19 protein-coding genes are annotated in these 19,042 nt (G+C 72.5%); 11 read left to right on the forward strand and 8 right to left on the reverse strand.

The window, feature by feature from the left end:
- The first annotated feature begins 190 nt into the window (after nucleotides 1–190).
- Genes AC5L3X_RS27505 through mnhG form a run of 6 tightly spaced genes read left to right on the forward strand, consistent with a single transcriptional unit; the run spans nucleotide 191 to nucleotide 6,332 of the window.
- On the forward strand, nucleotides 191–2,956 hold the full coding sequence (locus tag AC5L3X_RS27505; protein WP_494860702.1) for a Na+/H+ antiporter subunit A: 2,766 nt from the start codon (nucleotides 191–193) through the stop codon (nucleotides 2,954–2,956).
- On the forward strand, nucleotides 2,953–3,663 hold the full coding sequence (locus tag AC5L3X_RS27510) for a Na(+)/H(+) antiporter subunit C (RefSeq protein WP_494860704.1): 711 nt from the start codon (nucleotides 2,953–2,955) through the stop codon (nucleotides 3,661–3,663). The genes AC5L3X_RS27505 and AC5L3X_RS27510 overlap by 4 nt, the downstream gene beginning before the upstream one ends.
- Nucleotides 3,663–5,228, forward strand: coding sequence for a Na+/H+ antiporter subunit D (locus tag AC5L3X_RS27515; RefSeq protein ID WP_494860706.1), 1,566 nt, complete (start codon nucleotides 3,663–3,665; stop codon nucleotides 5,226–5,228). The genes AC5L3X_RS27510 and AC5L3X_RS27515 overlap by 1 nt, the downstream gene beginning before the upstream one ends.
- Nucleotides 5,225–5,755 carry a Na+/H+ antiporter subunit E gene (locus AC5L3X_RS27520; protein ID WP_494860707.1) on the forward strand — a complete coding sequence of 177 codons (531 nt, stop codon included), beginning with the start codon at nucleotides 5,225–5,227 and terminating at the stop codon, nucleotides 5,753–5,755. The genes AC5L3X_RS27515 and AC5L3X_RS27520 overlap by 4 nt, the downstream gene beginning before the upstream one ends.
- On the forward strand, nucleotides 5,752–6,012 hold the full coding sequence (locus tag AC5L3X_RS27525; RefSeq protein ID WP_189123046.1) for a monovalent cation/H+ antiporter complex subunit F: 261 nt from the start codon (nucleotides 5,752–5,754) through the stop codon (nucleotides 6,010–6,012). The genes AC5L3X_RS27520 and AC5L3X_RS27525 overlap by 4 nt, the downstream gene beginning before the upstream one ends.
- The gene (gene mnhG / locus AC5L3X_RS27530; RefSeq protein WP_494860709.1) at nucleotides 6,009–6,332 is read left to right on the forward strand and encodes a monovalent cation/H(+) antiporter subunit G; all 324 of its coding nucleotides are present in this window, start codon (nucleotides 6,009–6,011) and stop codon (nucleotides 6,330–6,332) included. Before AC5L3X_RS27525 ends, mnhG begins: the two co-directional genes overlap by 4 nt.
- A gap of 12 nt (nucleotides 6,333–6,344) precedes the next feature.
- On the opposite strand, the gene AC5L3X_RS27535 is transcribed toward mnhG, so the two are convergent.
- On the reverse strand, nucleotides 6,345–6,824 hold the full coding sequence (locus AC5L3X_RS27535; protein ID WP_189123048.1) for a DUF6328 family protein: 480 nt from the start codon (nucleotides 6,822–6,824) through the stop codon (nucleotides 6,345–6,347).
- A gap of 282 nt (nucleotides 6,825–7,106) precedes the next feature.
- Between AC5L3X_RS27535 and AC5L3X_RS27540 the strand changes: the two genes are divergently transcribed.
- The gene (locus AC5L3X_RS27540) at nucleotides 7,107–8,378 is read left to right on the forward strand and encodes a cupin domain-containing protein (RefSeq protein WP_494860711.1); all 1,272 of its coding nucleotides are present in this window, start codon (nucleotides 7,107–7,109) and stop codon (nucleotides 8,376–8,378) included.
- Nucleotides 8,378–8,911, forward strand: a complete 534-nt coding sequence (locus AC5L3X_RS27545) for a hypothetical protein (protein WP_494860713.1) — start codon at nucleotides 8,378–8,380, stop codon at nucleotides 8,909–8,911. Before AC5L3X_RS27540 ends, AC5L3X_RS27545 begins: the two co-directional genes overlap by 1 nt.
- 48 nt (nucleotides 8,912–8,959) lie before the next feature.
- On the opposite strand, the gene AC5L3X_RS27550 is transcribed toward AC5L3X_RS27545, so the two are convergent.
- From AC5L3X_RS27550 to sucC, 7 genes are all read right to left on the reverse strand, one after another.
- Nucleotides 8,960–9,577, reverse strand: coding sequence for a hypothetical protein (locus AC5L3X_RS27550; RefSeq protein WP_494860715.1), 618 nt, complete (start codon nucleotides 9,575–9,577; stop codon nucleotides 8,960–8,962).
- Nucleotides 9,578–9,696: 119 nt separating this feature from the next.
- Complete coding sequence (locus AC5L3X_RS27555) at nucleotides 9,697–11,226, reverse strand: aldehyde dehydrogenase family protein (RefSeq protein WP_494860716.1); 1,530 nt, start codon at nucleotides 11,224–11,226, stop codon at nucleotides 9,697–9,699.
- Nucleotides 11,227–11,237: 11 nt separating this feature from the next.
- Nucleotides 11,238–12,959 carry a glyoxylate carboligase gene (gene gcl / locus AC5L3X_RS27560; protein ID WP_494860717.1) on the reverse strand — a complete coding sequence of 574 codons (1,722 nt, stop codon included), beginning with the start codon at nucleotides 12,957–12,959 and terminating at the stop codon, nucleotides 11,238–11,240.
- The gene (locus AC5L3X_RS27565) at nucleotides 12,956–13,816 is read right to left on the reverse strand and encodes a 2-hydroxy-3-oxopropionate reductase (RefSeq protein ID WP_494860718.1); all 861 of its coding nucleotides are present in this window, start codon (nucleotides 13,814–13,816) and stop codon (nucleotides 12,956–12,958) included. Before AC5L3X_RS27565 ends, gcl begins: the two co-directional genes overlap by 4 nt.
- A complete protein-coding gene (locus AC5L3X_RS27570) occupies nucleotides 13,813–14,580 on the reverse strand; it encodes a hydroxypyruvate isomerase family protein (RefSeq protein ID WP_494860719.1) in 768 nt (255 codons plus the stop codon). The genes AC5L3X_RS27565 and AC5L3X_RS27570 overlap by 4 nt, the downstream gene beginning before the upstream one ends.
- A 16-nt stretch (nucleotides 14,581–14,596) precedes the next feature.
- Nucleotides 14,597–15,481, reverse strand: coding sequence for a succinate--CoA ligase subunit alpha (sucD, locus tag AC5L3X_RS27575; RefSeq protein ID WP_494860721.1), 885 nt, complete (start codon nucleotides 15,479–15,481; stop codon nucleotides 14,597–14,599).
- The gene (gene sucC, locus AC5L3X_RS27580) at nucleotides 15,481–16,611 is read right to left on the reverse strand and encodes an ADP-forming succinate--CoA ligase subunit beta (protein ID WP_494860722.1); all 1,131 of its coding nucleotides are present in this window, start codon (nucleotides 16,609–16,611) and stop codon (nucleotides 15,481–15,483) included. The genes sucD and sucC overlap by 1 nt, the downstream gene beginning before the upstream one ends.
- A gap of 90 nt (nucleotides 16,612–16,701) precedes the next feature.
- On the opposite strand from sucC, the gene AC5L3X_RS27585 reads away from it, so the two are divergent.
- The 3 genes from AC5L3X_RS27585 to AC5L3X_RS27595 all read left to right on the forward strand — a co-directional run bounded on the left by AC5L3X_RS27585 (nucleotide 16,702) and on the right by AC5L3X_RS27595 (nucleotide 19,039).
- Nucleotides 16,702–17,967, forward strand: coding sequence for an MFS transporter (locus AC5L3X_RS27585; RefSeq protein WP_494860723.1), 1,266 nt, complete (start codon nucleotides 16,702–16,704; stop codon nucleotides 17,965–17,967).
- A gap of 87 nt (nucleotides 17,968–18,054) precedes the next feature.
- Nucleotides 18,055–18,786 carry a GntR family transcriptional regulator gene (locus AC5L3X_RS27590; protein WP_494860830.1) on the forward strand — a complete coding sequence of 244 codons (732 nt, stop codon included), beginning with the start codon at nucleotides 18,055–18,057 and terminating at the stop codon, nucleotides 18,784–18,786.
- 76 nt (nucleotides 18,787–18,862) lie between these two features.
- Nucleotides 18,863–19,039 carry a hypothetical protein gene (locus AC5L3X_RS27595; protein WP_189123058.1) on the forward strand — a complete coding sequence of 59 codons (177 nt, stop codon included), beginning with the start codon at nucleotides 18,863–18,865 and terminating at the stop codon, nucleotides 19,037–19,039.
- The last annotated feature ends 3 nt before the right edge of the window (nucleotides 19,040–19,042 follow it).

The raw sequence follows: 19,042 nt of genomic DNA on the forward strand, positions 1-19,042 counted from the left end.
CACCGTCCTACAGTGCCACAGAACGCCGCCTGCGGGTGTCCCGTCCGCCTGAGCGGGGGCACACGCCTGATCATGTGCGGGTGTGCGGGTGGTGAGGTTCCGGTCAACACCCGTCGCGCCTCGGCGCGCGGTCGCGGGCTTCGCGAGAGGTTCGATCGGACGTGCCCGGTCATTCCCGTCCGAGGAGCCCATGGAGTCGCTGCTGATCCTGCACGCGGTGGCGGCGATCTGCGCTCCGTGGCTGGCGAGGCGCCTTGGGCGGGGCTCGTTCGCCGTGCTGGCCGTGCCTCCCGCCTGCGGGTTCGGATACACGGTCTGGGCCGCGGCGAACGAGCCGGTCACGTCGGCCCGCCCGTGGGCGCCGGCGCTCGGCATGGAGCTGGCCTTCCGCGCCGACTCGCTGGCGGTGCTGATGATGGCGCTGGTCACCGGGGTGGGCGCGCTCGTCCTGATCTACAGCACGCGCTACTTCAAGGCCGGCGACGAAGGGCTCGGCCGGTACGGCGGGGTGATGGTCGCCTTCGCGGGCTCGATGCTCGGCCTGGTGGTCGCCGACGACCTGCTCCTGCTGTACGTGTTCTGGGAGCTGACCACGGTCTTCTCCTACCTGCTGATCGGCTACCACCCGGAGAGCAGGACGAGCAGGCGGGCGGCGCTGGTGGCGGTGACCGTCACCACGTTCGGCGGGCTGGCCATGCTGGCGGGGCTCGTGCTGATCGGCGAGGCGGCGGGCACCTACCGCGTCTCCGCGATCGTCGCCGACCCTCCGCCGGTGGCGGCCGGGGCGCTGGCGCTGGTCCTGGTGGGGGCGCTGTCGAAGTCGGCGATCTTCCCGTTCAGCCTGTGGCTGCCCGCGGCGATGGCCGCGCCGACCCCTGTCTCGGCCTACCTGCACGCCGCGGCCATGGTGAAGGCGGGGATCTACCTGCTGGCCAGGCTCGGCCCGGCCTTCGGCGACCTGACGTGGTGGCGGGCGCCGGCGGTATGCCTCGGGGTGCTGACGATGCTGCTCGGCGGGTGGCGGGCGCTGCGCGAGACGGACCTCAAGCGGCTGCTCGCCTACGGCACAGTCAGCCAGCTGGGCTTCCTCACGGTGCTGTTCGGCGCGGGCACCCGGGACTCCGCGCTCGCGGGCGTGGCGATGCTGCTCGGGCACGCGCTCTTCAAGGCGGCGCTGTTCCTGGTGGTCGGCGTGATCGATCGCGGGACGGGCACCCGGGATCTGCGCGTGCTCAGCGGGCTGCGCCGGTCGATGCCGTGGGTGTGCGTGGTCTCGCTGCTGGCGGGGGCGTCGATGGCGGGTCTGCCGCCGTTCGTGGGGTTCGTCGGCAAGGAGGCCGCGCTGGAGTCGCTGCTGACGGGCGAGCCGGCGGCGACGGCGATGCTGGCCGGGATCGTGCTCGGGTCGGCGCTGACCGCCGCCTACACGCTGCGCTTCCTGTGGGGCGCGTTCGCCGGCAAGCCCGGCCTGGAGCCGACGCCGGTCCGGCGTACCGAGGCGGCGATGTTCGCGCCGCCCGCGCTACTGTCGGCGCTCGGGCTCGCGCTGGCGCCGCTCGCCTCCGTGTACGACGCCGCCATGTCGGGTTACACCGGGACGTTCCCGCCCGGTCACGGCACCCATCTGGCGCTCTGGTCGGGCGCGCCGGTGCCGCTGGCGCTGTCGGCGCTGGCCCTGCTCGGCGGGGTGGCGTTGTTCCTGGCGCGGGAGCCGGTCGCCCGCCTCGGGACGAGCCTGCACCTGCTGGACTCCGGCCACGTCTACTGGTCGCTCATGCGGCGGCTGGACCTGTTCTTCGTGCAGTTCACCGGCGTCACCCAGCGCGGCTCGCTGCCCGACTACCTGATGCTGGCGCTGAGCGCGATGGTCGGCCTCGGCGTCTTCGCCATCGGCTACGGCCGGCCGGCGTCGCTGGAGGTGAGCGTCGTCGCCTGGGAGCGGCCCGAGCAGCCCGTCGTCGTGGTGCTTCTGGTCGCGGCGGCGCTGCTCGCCCTGTACGCCCGCGCGTACATCCTGGTGGCCGTCGTCTCCGGTCTCACCGGGTACGGCACGGCGCTGCTCTTCCTGGTGCACGGCTCCCCCGACCTGGCGCTCACCCAGTTCCTCGCCGAGACGCTGAGCCTGGTGGTGTTCGCGCTGGTGCTGCGGCGGCTGCCGTTGGAGGCGGACCGGGGGCGAGTGGATCTCCGCCTCCGGCTGGCCCTCGGCGTCGCGGTGGGGGTGGTGGCAGCGGGCGCCGGGATGCTGGCGATGAGCGCGCGCGCCGCCGAGCCCGCGGGCGCGCACATGGCGTCGGCGGCGGAGACGGCGGGCGCGCACAACATCGTCAGCGCGCTGCTGCTCGACATCCGGGCCTGGGACACGATGGGCGAGAGCTCGGTGATCGTGGTGCTGGCGCTGGGCGTCACCAGCATGGTGTTCCTGCGCCGCCGGACGTACAGCATCGAGAGGGAGGGCGGCGAGCAGCCGCCCGGCCGCACCCACTGGCTGGCTTCGACGCTGCCCGCCGGTGAGCGGGCGCTGCTGTTCGAGATCGTGGCGCGGCTGACCTTTCACTCGGTGCTGCTGCTGTCGGTGTTCCTGCTGGTCATCGGGCACTCGCGGGTCGGGGGCGGGTTCGCGGGCGGCATCGTGGCGGGCCTGGCCATCACCGTCCGCTACCTGGCGGGCGGCCGCTACGAGCTGGCCAGGGCGGTGCCGGCGCACGCGGGCGTGCTGATGGGCGTCGGCCTGACGCTCTCGACCGGGACGGCGCTGGCCGGGCTGCTGTTCGGGCAGGCGGCGCTGGACATCCTGGCCGTGGACCTGGCGGTCCCGGTGCTGGGCCACCTGCACCTGTCCACGGGGCTGGTGTTCGACCTCGGCGTCTACCTGGCCGTCATCGGCCTGGTGCAGGACGTGCTGCGCGGCCTCGGCGCCGAGCTGGACCGGCAGATCGACGCGGAGGCCGCGTGACGGCCCCGCTGCTGCCCCTCGCCGCCTGTGGCGTGCTGATCGCCGCCGGGGTCACCCTGCTGCTGGAACGCAGCCTGGTCCGCATCCTGGTGGGCGTGATCATGCTCGGCAACGGCGTCAACCTGCTGATCGTCACGGTCGGCGGGCCGTCGGGCAACCCGCCGATCCTCGGCCGGTTCGCGCCGGCGAGCATGGCCGACCCGCTCCCGCAGGCGATGGTGCTCACCTCGATCGTGATCACGCTGGGCGTCAGCGCGTTCCTGCTGGCCATGGTGCACCGCTCGTGGCAGCTGACCGGCAGCGACGGGGTGCAGGACGACACCGAGGACCGCCAGGTGCGGCTGCGGGCCAGGCGCGGCGAGCTGAGCGAGGGCGTCCGGCAGCTGCGGGCGGCCTACCGGCGGCTCATCCTCGACCAGCGGGCCGAGCTGGCCCGGCTGGACGCCGCGCGGGCCGAGCGGCAGGCGCTGGAGGAGACCAGGCGCCAGGAGCTGGAGCCCGCCGAGGAGAAGAAGGTCCGGCTGCTCGGGCTGCGCGAGGAGGACGCCCGCAGGCAACGCCAGCAGGCGGCACGGGAGAAGGAACTGCGCAGGAGGCTGCGGATCCGGCAGCGGGAGGCGCTCAAGCAGATGCGGGCCGCGATCCGGGCCGAGCGGGAGCGCCAGGCGCTCGCGCTGGACCCCGAGCTGGAAGGCGACGAGGACTGATGGAGAGTCTGGTCAGCCTGCCGGTGCTGCTGCCGCTCCTGGCTGCGGGGCTGAAACTGGCGATCGGCGCCCGCCTGCGCCGCCTGCAGTCGCTGATCAGCATCGGAACGCTCGGCGGCGTGCTCGTGGTCTCGGTGCTGCTGCTGATCGAGGCCGACACGAACGGCGCGCTCGTCACCGACCTCGGCGGCTGGCCCGCCCCGGTCGGCATCTGCCTGGTCGCCGACCGGCTGTCCGCGCTGATGCTGGTGGTCTCGTCGGCCGTGACGCTCTGCGTGATGATCTACGCGGTCACCAGCGCGTACGCCGACCAGGAGCTCACCGCGCCCATGGGGATCTTCCACCCCGCGTTCCTGGTGATGGTGGCGGGCGTGACCGACGCGTTCCTCACGGGCGACCTGTTCAACCTGTTCGTGGCGTTCGAGATGCTGCTGAGCGGCTCGTACGTGCTGCTCACCTTCGGCGGCACCCAGTCGAGGATCCGCGCCGGGGCCACGTACACGGTGATGGCGCTGGCCTCGTCGATGCTGTTCCTCGTCGCGCTGGCCGTCACCTACGCGGCCACCGGGACCCTGGCCATCGCCCAGCTCGCCGAGCGGTTCCCCACGCTGCCCATGCACGTCCAGCTGCTGATCGAGCTGACCCTGCTGCTGGTTTTCGCGATCAAGGCGGCGATGTTCCCCCTGTCGGCGTGGCTGCCCGACTCCTATCCGACCGCGCCGACGCCAGCCACGGCGGTCTTCGCGGGGCTGCTCACCAAGGTCGGCGTCTACTCGGTGATCCGGCTGGAGGCCCTGCTGTTCCCCGGGGGGCCGGTGTCGACGCTGCTCATGTGGGTGGCGCTGGCGACCATGCTGACCGGGGTGTTCGGCGCCGTGGCCCAGACCGACATCAAGCGGATGCTCTCCTTCACGCTGGTCAGCCACATCGGCTACATGGTGTTCGGAGTGGCGCTGTCGACCGTGCAGGGCCTGACCGGCGCCATCTTCTATGTCGTGCACCACATCACCGTGCAGACGAGCCTGTTCCTGGTGACCGGGCTGATCGAGCGGCGCACCGGGACCACGTCCGTGGACCGGCTCGGCGGGCTGATGACGGCCGCGCCGCTGATCGCGGTGCTGTTCTTCGTCCCGGCGATGAACCTGTCGGGCATCCCGCCGATGTCGGGCTTCCTGGGCAAGCTCGTGCTGGTCCAGGCTGGGGTCGCGGACGGCACCCCGCTGGCGCTCACACTGGTGGCCGGCGGCCTGGTGACCAGTCTGCTCACGCTGTACGCCATGGTGAAGACCTGGGGCAAGGCGTTCTGGCGGGAGCCGCCGGCCGAGCACCCGGGGCTCGTGGTGGAGAGCGAGGAGGCGACCGGCGAGGCTCCGATCGTGACCACGGCCGCGATGCCGGTGTTGCTGCTCGGGTCGTCGGCGGCGCTGGTGGCCCTGGCCCTGTCGTTCACGGTGCTGGCCGGGCCGCTGTCGTCGCTGGCGGAGCGGGCGGCCGGTGAGCTCATGGCGCGCGAGCCGTACATCTCCGCCGTACTCGGGCGGACGATCTCCGGGGGCGGATCGTGAACCTCGCGCCGAGGCTGCTCGGCAGGCGGGTGCCGCTGCCGCTGCTGGTCGCGCTGGCCCTGCTCTGGGTGACGCTGTGGGGCGAGCTGTCGGTGGGCAACGTGCTGGGCGGGCTGGCCGTCGGGCTCGTCGTCACGTGGCTGCTGCCGCTGCCGGTGCTGGATCCGGGCCTCAGGCTGAACCTGCCGGCGCTGCCGGCCTTTCTGGTGCGGTTCGCCGGCGACATGGTGGCCTCGACGGTCCGGGTGGCCGTCTGGGTGCTGCGTCCCGGCCCGGCGCCGACCCAGGTCGTCACGGTACGGCTGCGCACCTCGTCGGACGCGATGACCATGCTCGTCATGGTGGCGCTGTCGTCGGTGCCGGGCAGCCTCGTCATCGAGGTCCACGGCGAGCCCCGGCAGCTGGTGCTGCACATCCTCGGCTACCGGGGGGACGTGGCCGAGAAGGTGACGGAGGACGTCGCGGGGCTGGAGCACCGCATCGTGGCGGCGTTCGGCACCCGGGCGGATCGGGAGGAGTTGCGGTGACGGGCGTCTACCTGGTGACCTTGGGGCTGCTCGGCTGCGCGGCGCTGGCCACGCTCTACCGGATGGCGCGCGGCCCGAACATGCTGGACCGGGCGGTCGCGCTCGACGTGATGACCGCGCTGGCCATGTGCGGCATCGGCGCGTTCGCCGCCGTCCGGCACGACTACTCCGACGTGCCGATCATGCTGGTGCTGTCGTTGCTGGGCTTCGTCGGCTCGGTGTCGATCGCCCGCTTCTTCGCGGGCAGGTCGCGATGACCCTCCTCGACGTGGCCGCGGCCGTCTGCATGATCACCGGTGCGGGGCTGTGCCTGATCGCCGGGGTCGGCCTGGTGCGCTTCACGACCACGCTGGAGCGGATGCATCCGGGCACCAAGCCGCAGGTGCTCGGCGTGCTGCTGATCCTGGTCGCGATGTGGCTGCGCAATCCCACCTGGGCGATGGCCGGCCCGCTGGTGGTCACCGGCCTGGCGCAGGTGATCACGGTCTCGGTGGCCGCGCACATCGTGGGGCGGGCCTCCTACCAAGCGGGCGCTCCCGGCGAGGACGGCACCGAACTGCCCCCGCGGGAGTCCTGAGGGCTCGCCGCGTCATTCCTCCGTGGAGGTGGAGCGGTCGAGCGCCGGCTGGATGAACCAGGCCCACAGGGCGAGCAGCGCGACGACTCCGGCCGTGATGATCGCCACCGTGCCGTCGAACAGGTAGTCGACGACCAGCATGGTCGCCGCGGTCATCGCCACGGCGAGCGCCAGGGCGCCGGCGATGCCGTACAGGTTGGAGCGGCGGACCAGCGTCTCCTTCATGCCCTGCCGGAACAGCACCCGGTGCTGGGTGGCCGGGGCGATGTAGAGGATGGACGCGATGGCCGCGCTCACCAGCGCGACGAAGTACAGCCGCCGGTCGAGGTCGCCCAGCCGGACGAACCCCTCCGAGAACGGGACCGTGAGCAGGAACGCGAACAGCACCTGGACTCCGGTCACCGCCACCCGGGCGCCCTGCAACAGCTCGACGAAGTTACGGTCGGCTCGCTCGCCGTGGGATTCCTTCGCCGACTCCAGCCCCTGCTCCACCCGGGCCCCCTTTCTCCCCTTATTACCTTTTGATGGGCTATGACTTACCTTGCGGCTTTCCTCGAAACCTCCGGCCTCCCCCGCGGGCCTATCGCCGCCGGTCAGGGCGGATGAGCGGCCGCCAGATGATCCTTTCGGCCCGGCGTGACGGAGCCGGCGGATCGGCCCCCTGCCGGGAGCCGCCGCCCCCTCGGCGGTGCCCTCTCGCCGTCGCCTCGGAAACGCTGGTATTCCCCCGGGCGATATGCGAGCGTGCAAGATGTGTCCGGATCAGAATCACTGATGAACCGCGAACCGCTGGAAAGCTCGACAATTTCCGGCAATTTGCCGCAATTAACCGAGCCGTTCAGCCTCGCCTGGCTTCTTCATCCCGTCTCGACCACCAAGTTCATCCGTTCGTACTGGGAGACGGCGCCCCTTGTCGTCCATCGCGAGACGCCGGAGTATTTCTCGCGCCTGCCGGGGCTGGACGATGTCGACGAGCTGATCACGGCCACGACGTCGGGCCCGATTCGAGCCGCCGACGACGGACTCATGGTCAGAACGGATGCGAGGGGCACCCGGACGGATCGGCGTTTCCGGCTGGACGCGGGCGGCATGCCGGATGTGCAGGAGGCCTACCGGGCCTACCACGACGGTTTCTCGATCGTCCTGAACCGAATCCATCACAGGTCCGGCGTGGTCGCGCGGCTCTGCGGCGCGCTCGAGGTCTCGCTCCACCACCCGGTCGGCGCCAACCTGTATCTCACTCCGCGCGACAGCCAGGGATTCCTTCCGCACGCCGACACCCATGACGTCTTCATCCTGCAGTTGCACGGCACGAAGGAATGGCACGTCGCGGACCCGCTGGACAGCCTTCCCCTCGCTTCGGCGAAGTCCGGGCCCCTGAAGTCGTTCTCCGGCTTCCGCGCGTTCACGTTACGGCCGGGCGACGTCCTTTACCTGCCGCGCGGTTTCCCGCACGAGGCCGTGACGGGCTCCTCCTCGTCCCTGCACCTCACCGTCGGTCTGCACGTCTTCAGGTGGATCGACCTCGTGAGCGAGGCGCTGGCCCTGTTCGCCGACGAGCACACCGGCCTGCGGAGCGCGCTGGCGCCCGGCTTCCTGGACGCCCCGCTGGACGCGGCCCGGCTCGCGACCCTCGCGGACGAACTGGCGCGGGCGGCGATCAGCCAACCGCTGCTGATGGAACGCGCCAAAGCCCGGCTCGGCGCGCGGGTCCGGGCCACCGGCAAGGCCGCGGGCGGCGGGCATTTCCGGTCGATAGACGCCATCGCCGGATTGACCCTCGACAGTGTCGTGGCCCGCGCTCACGGTGCTCTCTGCCGGGCCGGCTCCACCGCCGAGGAGGCACGGGTCGAGTTCGCCGGCAACTACGTCTCCGGGCCCGCTTTCCTGGCGCCCGCGCTGACGTTCGTCGCCGGCCACGAGCGGTTCGCGGTCGGCGAGCTACCGGGCCCGCTCTCGGCCGAAGACAAGATCGATCTTGTCGCTCGGCTGGTCAGCGAGGGCCTGCTGCACTGCACGGACAACGACGATGGAGGCGAGAGCTGATGACCGCTGACCAGGACGCGACGGCGGGGCGCGGGAACGATCTCACCGACGGCCCCGAGAAGCGCGTCGTGAGCGAGGCCCTCAAGAGGCTGAACGAGGAGGACGAACGCCTTCTCCGGCTCTGGCAGGAGAGCGTCGTCCTGCAGGAACCGCGCCTCAACAGCAAGGGCGTGGCCGGTCTGGTGCGCATGGCGATGGTCGACGAACCGTTCCGGGCACGTCTCGTCACCGACACCGAGCGGCTGCTCGACGAGCTCGACCGGAAGGTGCACATCGGCGACCAGCTGCCGGACGGCGTGACCTTGCGCTTCGTCGAGCACACGCCGGACACCCTCTATGTGGTCCTGCCACCGCGCGCCAGGGAGATGAGCCGGCGCTCCCCCTCAGTGCGCGAGCTGCTCAGCTCGCGCACCTCGGCACAGGCGTGGTTCGAGGACAACGCCGACCTGGGCGACGCGGTGCTCGACAACGGCGACGGCCGTGACACGGGAGACCCCGCCGTCGACCCGCCCATCTTCGTCCTCCCCTCCTGACGACGGAAGGCGTCCGCCGGCCTCGTCATGCCGGCAGACGACCTCCGGTCAGGTGCCGATGGGCGAGTACATCCAGGGGTCACGCAGGTCGTGGTAGGTGGGCGGCCCCTCGAAGAGACTCGTCAGCTCCGCCAAGGCGTCGCGCAGCCGGGGCGGCGGCTCCTTGCGCTCACCCGCTCTGGCCTCCTCCTCGGAGGTGAAGTAGGCGGTCTCGGTGTAGAGGCCGCTCTCGTGCAGGGCCGTGGTGCCGCCGATGAGGTCGGGGCGGAAGGCGGCCAGCTCCGGCTCGCAGAGCCGGATGATCTCGTCCATCCGGTCCGGGTCCTTGAGGTGGCCCTGGATCACCTGCACGAATCCGGCCGAGTCGGACCCTCCGCCCAGGTACTGCCGTACTCGGGGGCAGTCGTGGAGGATCATCTGTCCCTCGAACAGCTTCGCGGTCGCGAACCACCACTTGCCCTGGACGGCCAGGTCGGCCGTGCGCCATGCCGACTCCTGCGTGTCGTAGCGCGCCACGGCGATGTAGGCGCCGCTGTCGGTCACGCCTATGGTGCTGCCGAGCCAGCCGTGCGCCTCGTGCGACATCTCGCGATGCCACCAGTCGTGGGCCTCCCGCAGTTCGCCGGACGCGGTCACCTGACCCTGAATGATCTCGATGAACATCACGGCCCCCTGCTTCCGTCCCTGTTCCTCACGCTAGGGGGGCCTCTCCGCGAATTCGAGACGGCACGGTTCTCGTGCGGGCCAAGAGTTGGTGTCAGCCGTTCCCGCCCGGCCCGGCTGGATCAGGGCAGCAGGGTGTAGTGCGGGAAGTTGCCCACCAGGCGTTCGCCCTCGGGGCCGGCGGTGACCGCCCGCACCAGAAGCTCGCCGCCGACGAAGGCGCCGCGCCAGGACGCGCCGAGCCCGCCGAAGAGCTCGTCGCGGTCGCCTCGGGAGCGGGGCCGGTTGTGGCCCACCTTGAACGCCCGGATCTCGGGGGCGAGGCGCTCGGCCGTCGCCTCGTCGTCGCAGGACAGGGTGGCGACCAGGGCCCCGTTGCTGGCGTTCATGGCGGCCAGCAGCTCGGCCTCGGTGTCGACCAGGACGATTGTGTCGACCGGGCCGAACGGTTCGGCGTGGAACAGTGGCGAGGAGCGGGGCGGGTCGAGCAGCGCCGTCGGAGCGAAGTACGCGGAAATATCCTGACCGGGCAGGAAATGTCCGCTGTCGAGGGCGGCCCGGTGGATCGGCACCCCGCCCTTGTCGACGGCCTCGTCCACCTGGTCGGCCAGCTCCTTGGCCTTCGAGGCGCTGATCAGCGGCCCGAAGTCCAGCTCGGGCAGCGGATCGTCCGGATCGCGGACCGCCAGCGGATGGCCGAAGCGCAGCGAACCGACGGCCGCGAGGTAGGCGGCCAGGAACTCGTGGAACAGCTCCCGCTGCACCACGAACCGCGGGTAGGCGGTGCACCGCTGCTTGCCGTAGTCGAACGAGGCGCGGATCTGCCCGGTCAGCAGATCCCAGCCCGAGTAGTCCCACACGCCCCAGCAGTTGAGCCCCTCCTGCTCCAGGACGTGCCGGCGGCCGAGGTCGGCCAGCGACGCGGCCACCTGCGCCCCCGCGTCCCGGCCGCCGACGAACGAGACGCAGCCGACCGACTGTCCCCGGACCAGCACCGGCGACAGCTCCGCCCCTCCCCCGCTGACCAGGGTGACCGGCAGGCCCTCCTTGACGGCGAGGGCCGTGGCCAGCGTGAGGCAGGACAGCCCGCCGCCTGTCGGGGTCTTGGCGATCACCGCGTTGCCGGCCAGCGCCTGGACCAGCACGGCGTGCATGAGCACGCTCATCGGATAGTTCCAGCTCGCGATGTTGCTGACCGGCCCGGACAGCGGCGCGCGGCCTGCCACCATGCGGTCGATCTCACCGAGATACCAGCGCACCCCGTCGAGACACCGGTCGACGTCGGCGCAGGCCGTCTTCCACGGCTTGCCGATCTCCCAGACCAGCAGCAGGGCCAGCAGGTCGCGGTGCGCGGCCATCGACTCGACGGCCGCCGACACCCTGGCGCGGCGCTCGGCGAGCGGCACGTGCCGCCACTGCCGGTGCTCGTCGGCCGCGCCGGCCACGGCCCGCGCCGCCCCTGCCCGGTCCAGCCGGGGCGGGCCGGTGATCGCGGTGCCGTCGACCGGTGAGAAGACGGGGGCCGGGCGGCCGTCGCGCTGCCAGAACCCGCCCCAGTGGTTGAGCACCCGGTCGTCGTGGAACGCCTCCGGGGCGGCGGCACAGCATCTGTCGTAGGCGTCCGTCCAGGACGTCCCTGGTTTGAGCTGCATGAGGGCCCTCCTCAGTCGGACCAGTCGACGGCGACGAGCTCGGGCAGCGGCTCGAACTCCCTGATCGCGTCCAGCGAGGAGCCCATCGCGGCGTTGGCCTCGCGTTCCACCATCACCTCCACGAGCACCGGCAAACGTTCCCGCTCCGACTCGGCGCTCGCCCAGGCCAGCGCGTCGCGAAGGTCACCGGGCAGCTCCACCCGGCGGGCCGGGCAGCCGAAGGCCTCCATCGCCTTGACATGGTCGATGCCACCCTCTCCGTAGTGCAGGTCTACCGCGTAGTTCATCTCGTACGGCAGCTCGGCCTGTCGGATCAGGCCCAGGTACTCGTTGTTGATCATCACGATGACGAACGGGATCCGGTACTGGGCGGCGACCGCCACCTCCTCCATGAGGAACTGGAAGGAGTAGTCGCCGACCACCGCCACGACCTGGCGCTCCGGATGCGCGCACTTCACGCCCATGGCGGCGGGCACCTCCCAGCCGAGCGGCCCGGCCTGGCCGCAGACCAGGTAACGGCGCGGCAGGTAGGTGGTCTGGAACTGGCCCGACCAGATCTGGTAAAGCCCGATCGCGGTGACGAACGTGGTGTCGCGGCCGAAGAACGCGTTGATCTCCCTGAACACGCGTGGCGGTTTGATCGGCACGTCGTCGAAGTCGTCCCGGCGGGTCAGCGTGCCGCGCAGCTCGCCGATCCGGTGCGCCCACCGCTCACGGCCGCGCTCCGGGGCGCGGGAGCGGGCCTCGGCCAGCAGGCCGGCCAGCACCGGCCGGGCGTGCCCGACGATCCCGAGGTCCGGCTCGAAGACCCGGCCGAGCTGCGTCGGCTCGATGTCGACGTGCACGAACCGCCTGCCCCTGCGATAGACGTCGAGGTCGCCGGTGTGCCGGTCGCCGAAGCGCGCGCCCACGGCCAGCACCAGGTCGCTCTCCAGGAACGCGGCGTTGCCCCACCGGGTCTGCGTCTGGATGCCGGCCATCCCGGCGAACAGCGGGTGGTCCTCGGGGAAGGCGCCCTTGCCCATGAGCGTCACCTGCACCGGGATCCCCAGGTGCTCGGCCAGCTCGCGTAACTCCTCGCAGGCGTCGGCGCTGATCACGCCGCCACCGGCCAGGATCAGCGGCCGCTCGGCGCCCTGCAGCAGGTCGACCGCCGCGCGCACCACCCGGGGCAGCGGCCGGGGCATCTCGACGGCCAGTGGCGCGTCCAGCTCGCGGTCGTACAGGCAGGTGCCGCGCTGCACGTCGATCGGCAGGTCGACGAGCACCGGCCCGGGGCGGCCGGACCGGGCGACCCGGAACGCCTCGCGGAACACCCAGGGCGCCTGGGCGGGCTCCCTGAGCTGCACCGCCCACTTGGTCACCGGCCGGGCGATCTCCACGATGTCGACCGCCTGGAACGCCTCCTGGTGCAGCTTGGTGGTCGCGGCCTGGCCGGTGACGCAGATCAGCGGGATCGAGTCGGCCATCGCCGTGTAGAGGCCCGTGATCATGTTGGTGCCGGCCGGGCCCGAGGTGCCGACGCAGACGCCGACGTTGCCGGTCACCCGGGCCCAGCCGTCGGCCGCGTGGGTGCCGCCCTCCTCGTGACGGACCGTGATGTGCCGGACCGAGCTGGTCCGCAGGGCGGCGTACAGGGGAAGGATGGCGGCGCCGGGGATGCCGAAGACGGTGTCCACGCCCTCCGACTCCAGCACCGCGACCACCGCCTCCATGCACGGGACACGTCTCATGCGTTGAGCCTTTCGATCACCTTGAGCAGGGCGGAGTGGTCGAGTGAGCCGTGGCCCTGCGCCCTGGCCGCCGCCACGAGCTGGGCGACCTGGCCGGTGAGCGGGAGGGAGACCCCGGCCTCGCGGGCGGCGGCGATCGCGATGCCCATGTCCTTGTGGTGCAGGTCGAGGCGGAAGCCGGGGGCGAACTCGCGCCGGACCATGCTGTGCCGCTTGAGGTCGAGGATCCGCGACCCGGCCAGGCCGCCGGCCAGCACGTCCAGCCCGGCCACCGGGTCCACGCCGGAGGCCTCCAGCAGCATGATCGCCTCGGCCACCAGCCCGTAGATCCCGCCGACGACGAGCTGGTTGGCCGCCTTCACGGTCTGGCCGGCGCCCGGCGGGCCCACGTGCACCACGGTGGTGCCGAGCGTGCCGAGGACGGGTTTCGCCGCCTCGAAGTCCTCGGCCGCGCCGCCGACCATGATCGACAGGGTGCCGTCGACCGCGCCGCGCTCGCCGCCGCTGACCGGGGCGTCGAGCGCCCTGACGCCTCGGGGGGCGGCCAGCTCGGCCACCCGGCGGGAGGTCCGCGGGCTGATCGTGCTCATATCCAGGTAGAGCAGCCCGGGCCGGGCGTGCTCCAGGATCTCGGGGACGACCTCCTCCACCTGGGGCGAGTCGGGCAGCATGGTGATCACCAGGTCGGCGTCCGTGACGGCCTCCGCCACGCTCCGCGCGCCCGTGCCGCCTCTGGCCAGCAGGTGTTCGATCCGCTCGCCGCTGAGGTCGAAGCCGGTCACGGCGTGCCCGGCCTTGAGCAGGTTGGCGGCCATCGGGGTGCCCATGATCCCGAGGCCGACGAATCCGATGGTCACGGGTTCCTCCAAGCGAACGCGCCCGGCCCCTGGTGCCGGTACTCCAGGCCGACGTGGCCCTGGTAGCCGGCGGCTTCCAGGCGGGTGAGAATCTCGGGGTACGGCATGCTCCCGCTGCCCGGCTGCCCCCTGCCGGGGTCGTCGGCGATCTGTACGTGGCCGAACCTGGGGGTGGCGGTGTCGATGAGGGCCAGCACGTCCTCGCCCATCACGTGCAGGTGGTAGAGGTCGGCGAGCAGGGCCACGTTGTCGCGGCCGACGGCGTCGATCACCGCGAAGGCCGCCCGCGACGAGGTGATCGGGTAGTGGGGGCATTCCTGGGAGTTGAGCGGCTCCAGCACGACGGTCGCGCCGGCGCGGGCCGCCACGTCGGCGGCCAGGGCGAGGTTCTCCACCGCGAGGTCGCGGTCGGTGCCGGGGTCATTGCCGTAGAGGGCGTTGAGCACCGTGCAGCCCAGCTCGGCGGCGAATCCGGCCGCGACGTCGACGTTGGCGCGGAAGCGCGCCGAACCGTCGGGGCGGGCCAGCAGGCCGCGATCGCCCGCGGCCAGGTCGCCGGCGTCGAAGTTGAGCGCGACCAGGTGCACCCCGGCATCGTCGATGGCGCCCTTCAGCGCGTCGAACTCCCGGTCGGACGGCTGCGGCCCGGCGAACGGCCACCACAGCTCGACGGCGTCGAATCCGGCCTTGGCCGCCGCCTCCGGACGCTCCAGCAGGGGCAGGTCGGTGAACAGGAGGGAGAGGTTGACGTCGAACTTCAGCATGGGTCCTCCAAGCGCTTCAAGGCGTCGTCTTCCCGAGCACCGTACGCAGCAGCGCGGCCGTCTCCGAAGGGGTGCGGCCGACCCGGACGCCGACCGCTTCGAGGGCGTCCTTCTTGGCCTGGGCGGTGCCGGACGAGCCGGACACGATGGCGCCGGCGTGGCCCATGGTCCGGCCCTCGGGCGCGGTGAAGCCCGCGACGTAGGCGACGACGGGCTTGGTGACGTGCGCGGCGACGTAGGCGGCGGCCCGTTCCTCGGCGTCGCCGCCGATCTCGCCGATCATGACGATCGCGTCGGTCGCCGGGTCGTCCTGGAACGCCTGGAGGCAGTCGATGTGGGTGGTGCCGACGACCGGGTCTCCGCCGATGCCGACGGCGGTGGAGAAGCCGAGGTCGCGCAGTTCGTACATGAGCTGGTAGGTGAGCGTGCCGGACTTGGAGACCAGGCCGATCCGCCCGGAGGAGGTGATGTCGGCGGGGATGATCCCGGCGGATGACTGGCCGGGGCTGATCAGGCCGGGGCAGTTGGGCCCGATGATCCTGGTCCGTCCGGCGGCCAGGGCGCGCAGCCGGACGGCGTCGTGCACCGGGACGCCCTCGGTGATGACGACGCAGAGCGCGATCGGCGCCGCGACGGCCTCCTCGACGGCGGCCAGGGTGAAGCGGGGAGGGACGAAGACGACGCTGACGTCGGCCCCGGTGGCGGCGACGGCGTCCGCGACCGAGCCGAAGAGGGGCACTGCGCGCTCGCCGAAGTCGGCCGTGCGCCCGCCCTTGCCCGGGGTGACCCCGGCGACGACGTCGGTGCCGGCGGCGAGCATCCGGGCGGTGTGCCGGGTGCCCTCCGCGCCGGTCATGCCCTGGACGAGCACCCGGCTGTCCTTGGTCAGGAAGATCGCCATCACGCACCTGCCGCGAGTCCGGCCGCCAGCTCGGCGGCGCCGTCCATGGTGGGGACCTGGCGGACCGCCGGGTGCGCGGCCTCGCCGAGGATGCGCCGCCCCGCCTCGGCGTTGTTGCCGTCCAGGCGTACGACGATGGGCCGGGCCAGACCTCGCTCGCCGAGCAGGTCGAGCGCGCTGACGATGCCGGTGGCGACGGCGTCGCAGGAGGTGATGCCGCCGAAGACGTTGACCAGCACGGAGCGCACATCGGGGTCGGACAGGATGATCTCCAGCCCGTCGGCCATGACCTGGGCGGAGGCGCCGCCACCGATGTCGAGGAAGTTGGCCGGGGCGGCTCCGGCGCCGGCGACCACGTCGAGCGTGCTCATGACCAGGCCCGCGCCGTTGCCGACGACGCCGACCCGGCCGTCCAGCTTGACGTAGTTGAGGCCCTTGGCCCGCGCGCGGCCCTCCAGCCCGGCGGACGGGGGCGGCGCCGGGTGGTCGTGCCGGAAGGCGGCGTTGCCGTCGAGGGTCACCTTGCCGTCGAGGGCCACGATCCGCCCCTCGGTGGTGCGGATCAGCGGGTTGACCTCGACCAGCAGGGCGTCCTCCTCGACCATGACGCGCCAGAGCCGTTCGAGTGTCCCGGCCGCCTCCTCCGGCAGGCCGGCCCGCTCGGCCAGCAGCCGGGCGGTGGCGGCGTCCACGCCGGTGAGCGGGTCGACCGGCACCCGCGCCACGGCGTCGGGGCTGGTCGCGGCCACCTCCTCGATGTCCATCCCGCCGTGCCGGGAGACGATGGCCAGGAAGGCGCCCTCGGCCCGGTCGACCAGGTAGGCCGCGTAGTACTCCGCGGCGGGGGCGGTGGCGGCCTCGACGAGGACGGCGTGCGCGCGGTGGCCCCTGATGTCCATCCCGAGGACGCGGCCGGCCTCCTCCTCGGCGGCGGCCGGGCCGGGCGCGGCCCTGATCCCGCCCGCCTTGCCCCGGCCGCCGATCCGCACCTGCGCTTTGACCACGACGGGGGCGCCCAGGCGGGCGGCGATTGCGCGCGCCTCGGCCGGTGTGGTGGCGACCCCGCCGGCCGGCACCTCGATGCCGTGACGCTGGAAGAGCTCCTTCGCCTGGTGTTCGTACAGGTCCATTCGAGCCTCCTTTGTAGACGGTATACCGTATGGAATATCCCTCGTCCAGACCCTCGACAGGAGTCCGCGATGCGGGATATTCCATACAGTATGGAAAACACTGCAGCGGTCAGGGACTGGCGCGGGCGCTCCTACCTCGTCGGACCGGTCCCCTCCGACCGGCCTCGGATGTTCCGGCTCGCCTGGGCCGCCATGGTGGCGATCGGCCCCCTCCAGTACGGCTACGCGGCCCTGCTCACCCGCGACGGCGCCGCCCTGGTCCCGCTCGCGGTGTGGATCGCCTGCCAGGCCGCGGGCGCGCTCCCGGCCCTGCGCCTGGTCCGGCGCCGGCGGCTCGGCGTGCGGGCCGCCCTCGGCGCGGGCGCCGCGCTGAGCGGGCTCGGCCTGCTCACGCTCGCCCTCACGGCCGGCTCCGGCCCCCTCCCCGCCGTCCTGCTCGGCTATGCCGTGCTCGGCGGGCTGGGCGCCGGGCTGGTCTACGGCGTGTGCGGCGAGGTCGTCTCCTCCTGGCATCCCGAACGGCCGGCGACCCGGGTCGGCCTGCTGACCGGCGCCTTCGGCTACGGCGCGGTGCCCCTGATCGTGTGGGTGGGCCTGGTCCCGGACGCCCTGCCGGCGGCCTTCCTCGTCGCGGCGGTCCTGGCGTGCACGGCCATCGGCGCCGCGGCCCGGTTCCTGCGCCTGGCGCCGGAGCGCTGGTGGCCGGACACCGTCGACCCGAGGTCGCACGCGCTGGACGCGGCGATCCTGCGCCGGACCCCGGGGCCGCTACGGGAGTTCTCGCTGCCCCAGGCGCTCCGGACGGGCGCGCTGCCCACCCTGGCCGGGGTCCTCGTCTGCGCGGGCGCGGTGTCGATCTTCGATGTGATCGTCGTGGCGGGCACCGGCGCCTGGGGCCCGCTCGCCGTCCTCGTGGCGCTGAACGGCGCCGGCCGGGCGCTGGCCATGCGCTGCTCGGAGGCGTTCGGGCGCAGGCGGGTGCTGGCCGGCGTCCTCACTCTGCTCGCGGCCGGCCAGGCGCTCCTCGCCGCCGGGTGGTCCGCCTCGCCGGGCGCGGCCGTCGTCACCGCGCCCCTGTGGCTGGGGGCCGTCACGGCGGGCGCGGCGGGCGGCGCCTTCTACCCGCTGGTGGCCGGCCTGGTCCGCGACTACTTCGGCGCGGAGCGTACCGGGCAGATCCACGCGGTCGTCTACAGCGCGAAGGCGTTGGCGGGGATCGGCGGCGTCGCCCTGGCCGCGATCGCCCTCACCGCGCCGGGCGGGGCACTGCTGGCGGCGGCGGCCGTCGCGGGGCTGACCGCGGCGGCCGGCCTGCGGCTCCGCGCGCCCGGACTGCCGGCGACGATCCCCGTGTGACCAGGCTCACCAGCGAGATCACCAGACCCCACGGTATGCTGTAGGCAGTCGACGAAAAACGGAAGAACATTCTGGGAGCCAGAGATGATGCTGCTGTCGGACCAGGCGGGCGCCAAGATCCCCCGTCCCGCCACGCTCCGGGAGAGCGTGATCGAGGCCATCCAGGAGCTCATCGTCTCCAGTCAGCTCAAGCCCGGCCAGCACCTGGTGGAGAGTGAGCTGGCCCAGCTGCTCGGGGTGTCCCGTCAGCCGGTGCGCGAGGCGTTGCAGCAGCTCAGTGGTGAGGGCTGGGTCGACCTGCATCCCGGTCAGGGCGCGTTCGTGCACGTCCCGACCGTGGAGGAGGCCGACCAGTTGCTCGCCGTGCGCGCGCTGCTGGAGACCGAGTCCGCCCGCCTCGCCGCGCACCACGCGAGCGAGGAGGGCGTCCGGCGGCTGCGCGAGCTGTGCTCGCGCGGCATCCAGGCGGTCGAGTCGGACGACACCGACGCCGCCGTGGCGATCAACTCCGACCTGCACGCGCTGGTCACCGCGCTGTCCGGCAACAAGGTGCTGGCCGAGCTGGCCGCCCAGGTGGCCCGCCGGGTGCGCTGGTACCACACGCCCGTGGCACGCCAGCGCGGCATGACGTCCTGGCGCGAGCACGCGGCCCTGATCGACGCCATCGAGGCGGGCGACGAGCGGCGGGCCGCCGAGATCATGCGCGAGCACACCGAGAGCACCCGCGCCTCCTACCGCGAGCAGCGGGCCGGCGAACCGATCGAGCCTGCGCCCAAGCGGGTACGCCGCCGCCGCACGCGCACGTCGTCGGCGAATTGACGAGACGTTCACAAGCGGTCGCTTGCCCGGTAACACCGGGGGTAGAGGATGAGCTTCACATGGAGGTGATGAGTCGATGAAGGCGTTTGTCCGCTTTCTTCTAAGTGATCCCCTGGGCCAACCGGCCGACGGCCGGGCGATCGGCCTCGGCCTGAGCATCGCGCTGCGCAAGCACTACTCCGCGGACGACGCGGAGAGCCACCTGCGCCGATGGGCCGTGGACCAGGAGGTCCGCGAGACGCCGCGGAGCTGAGCC

The sequence above is a fragment of the Nonomuraea sp. CX421 genome (assembly GCF_059358955.1).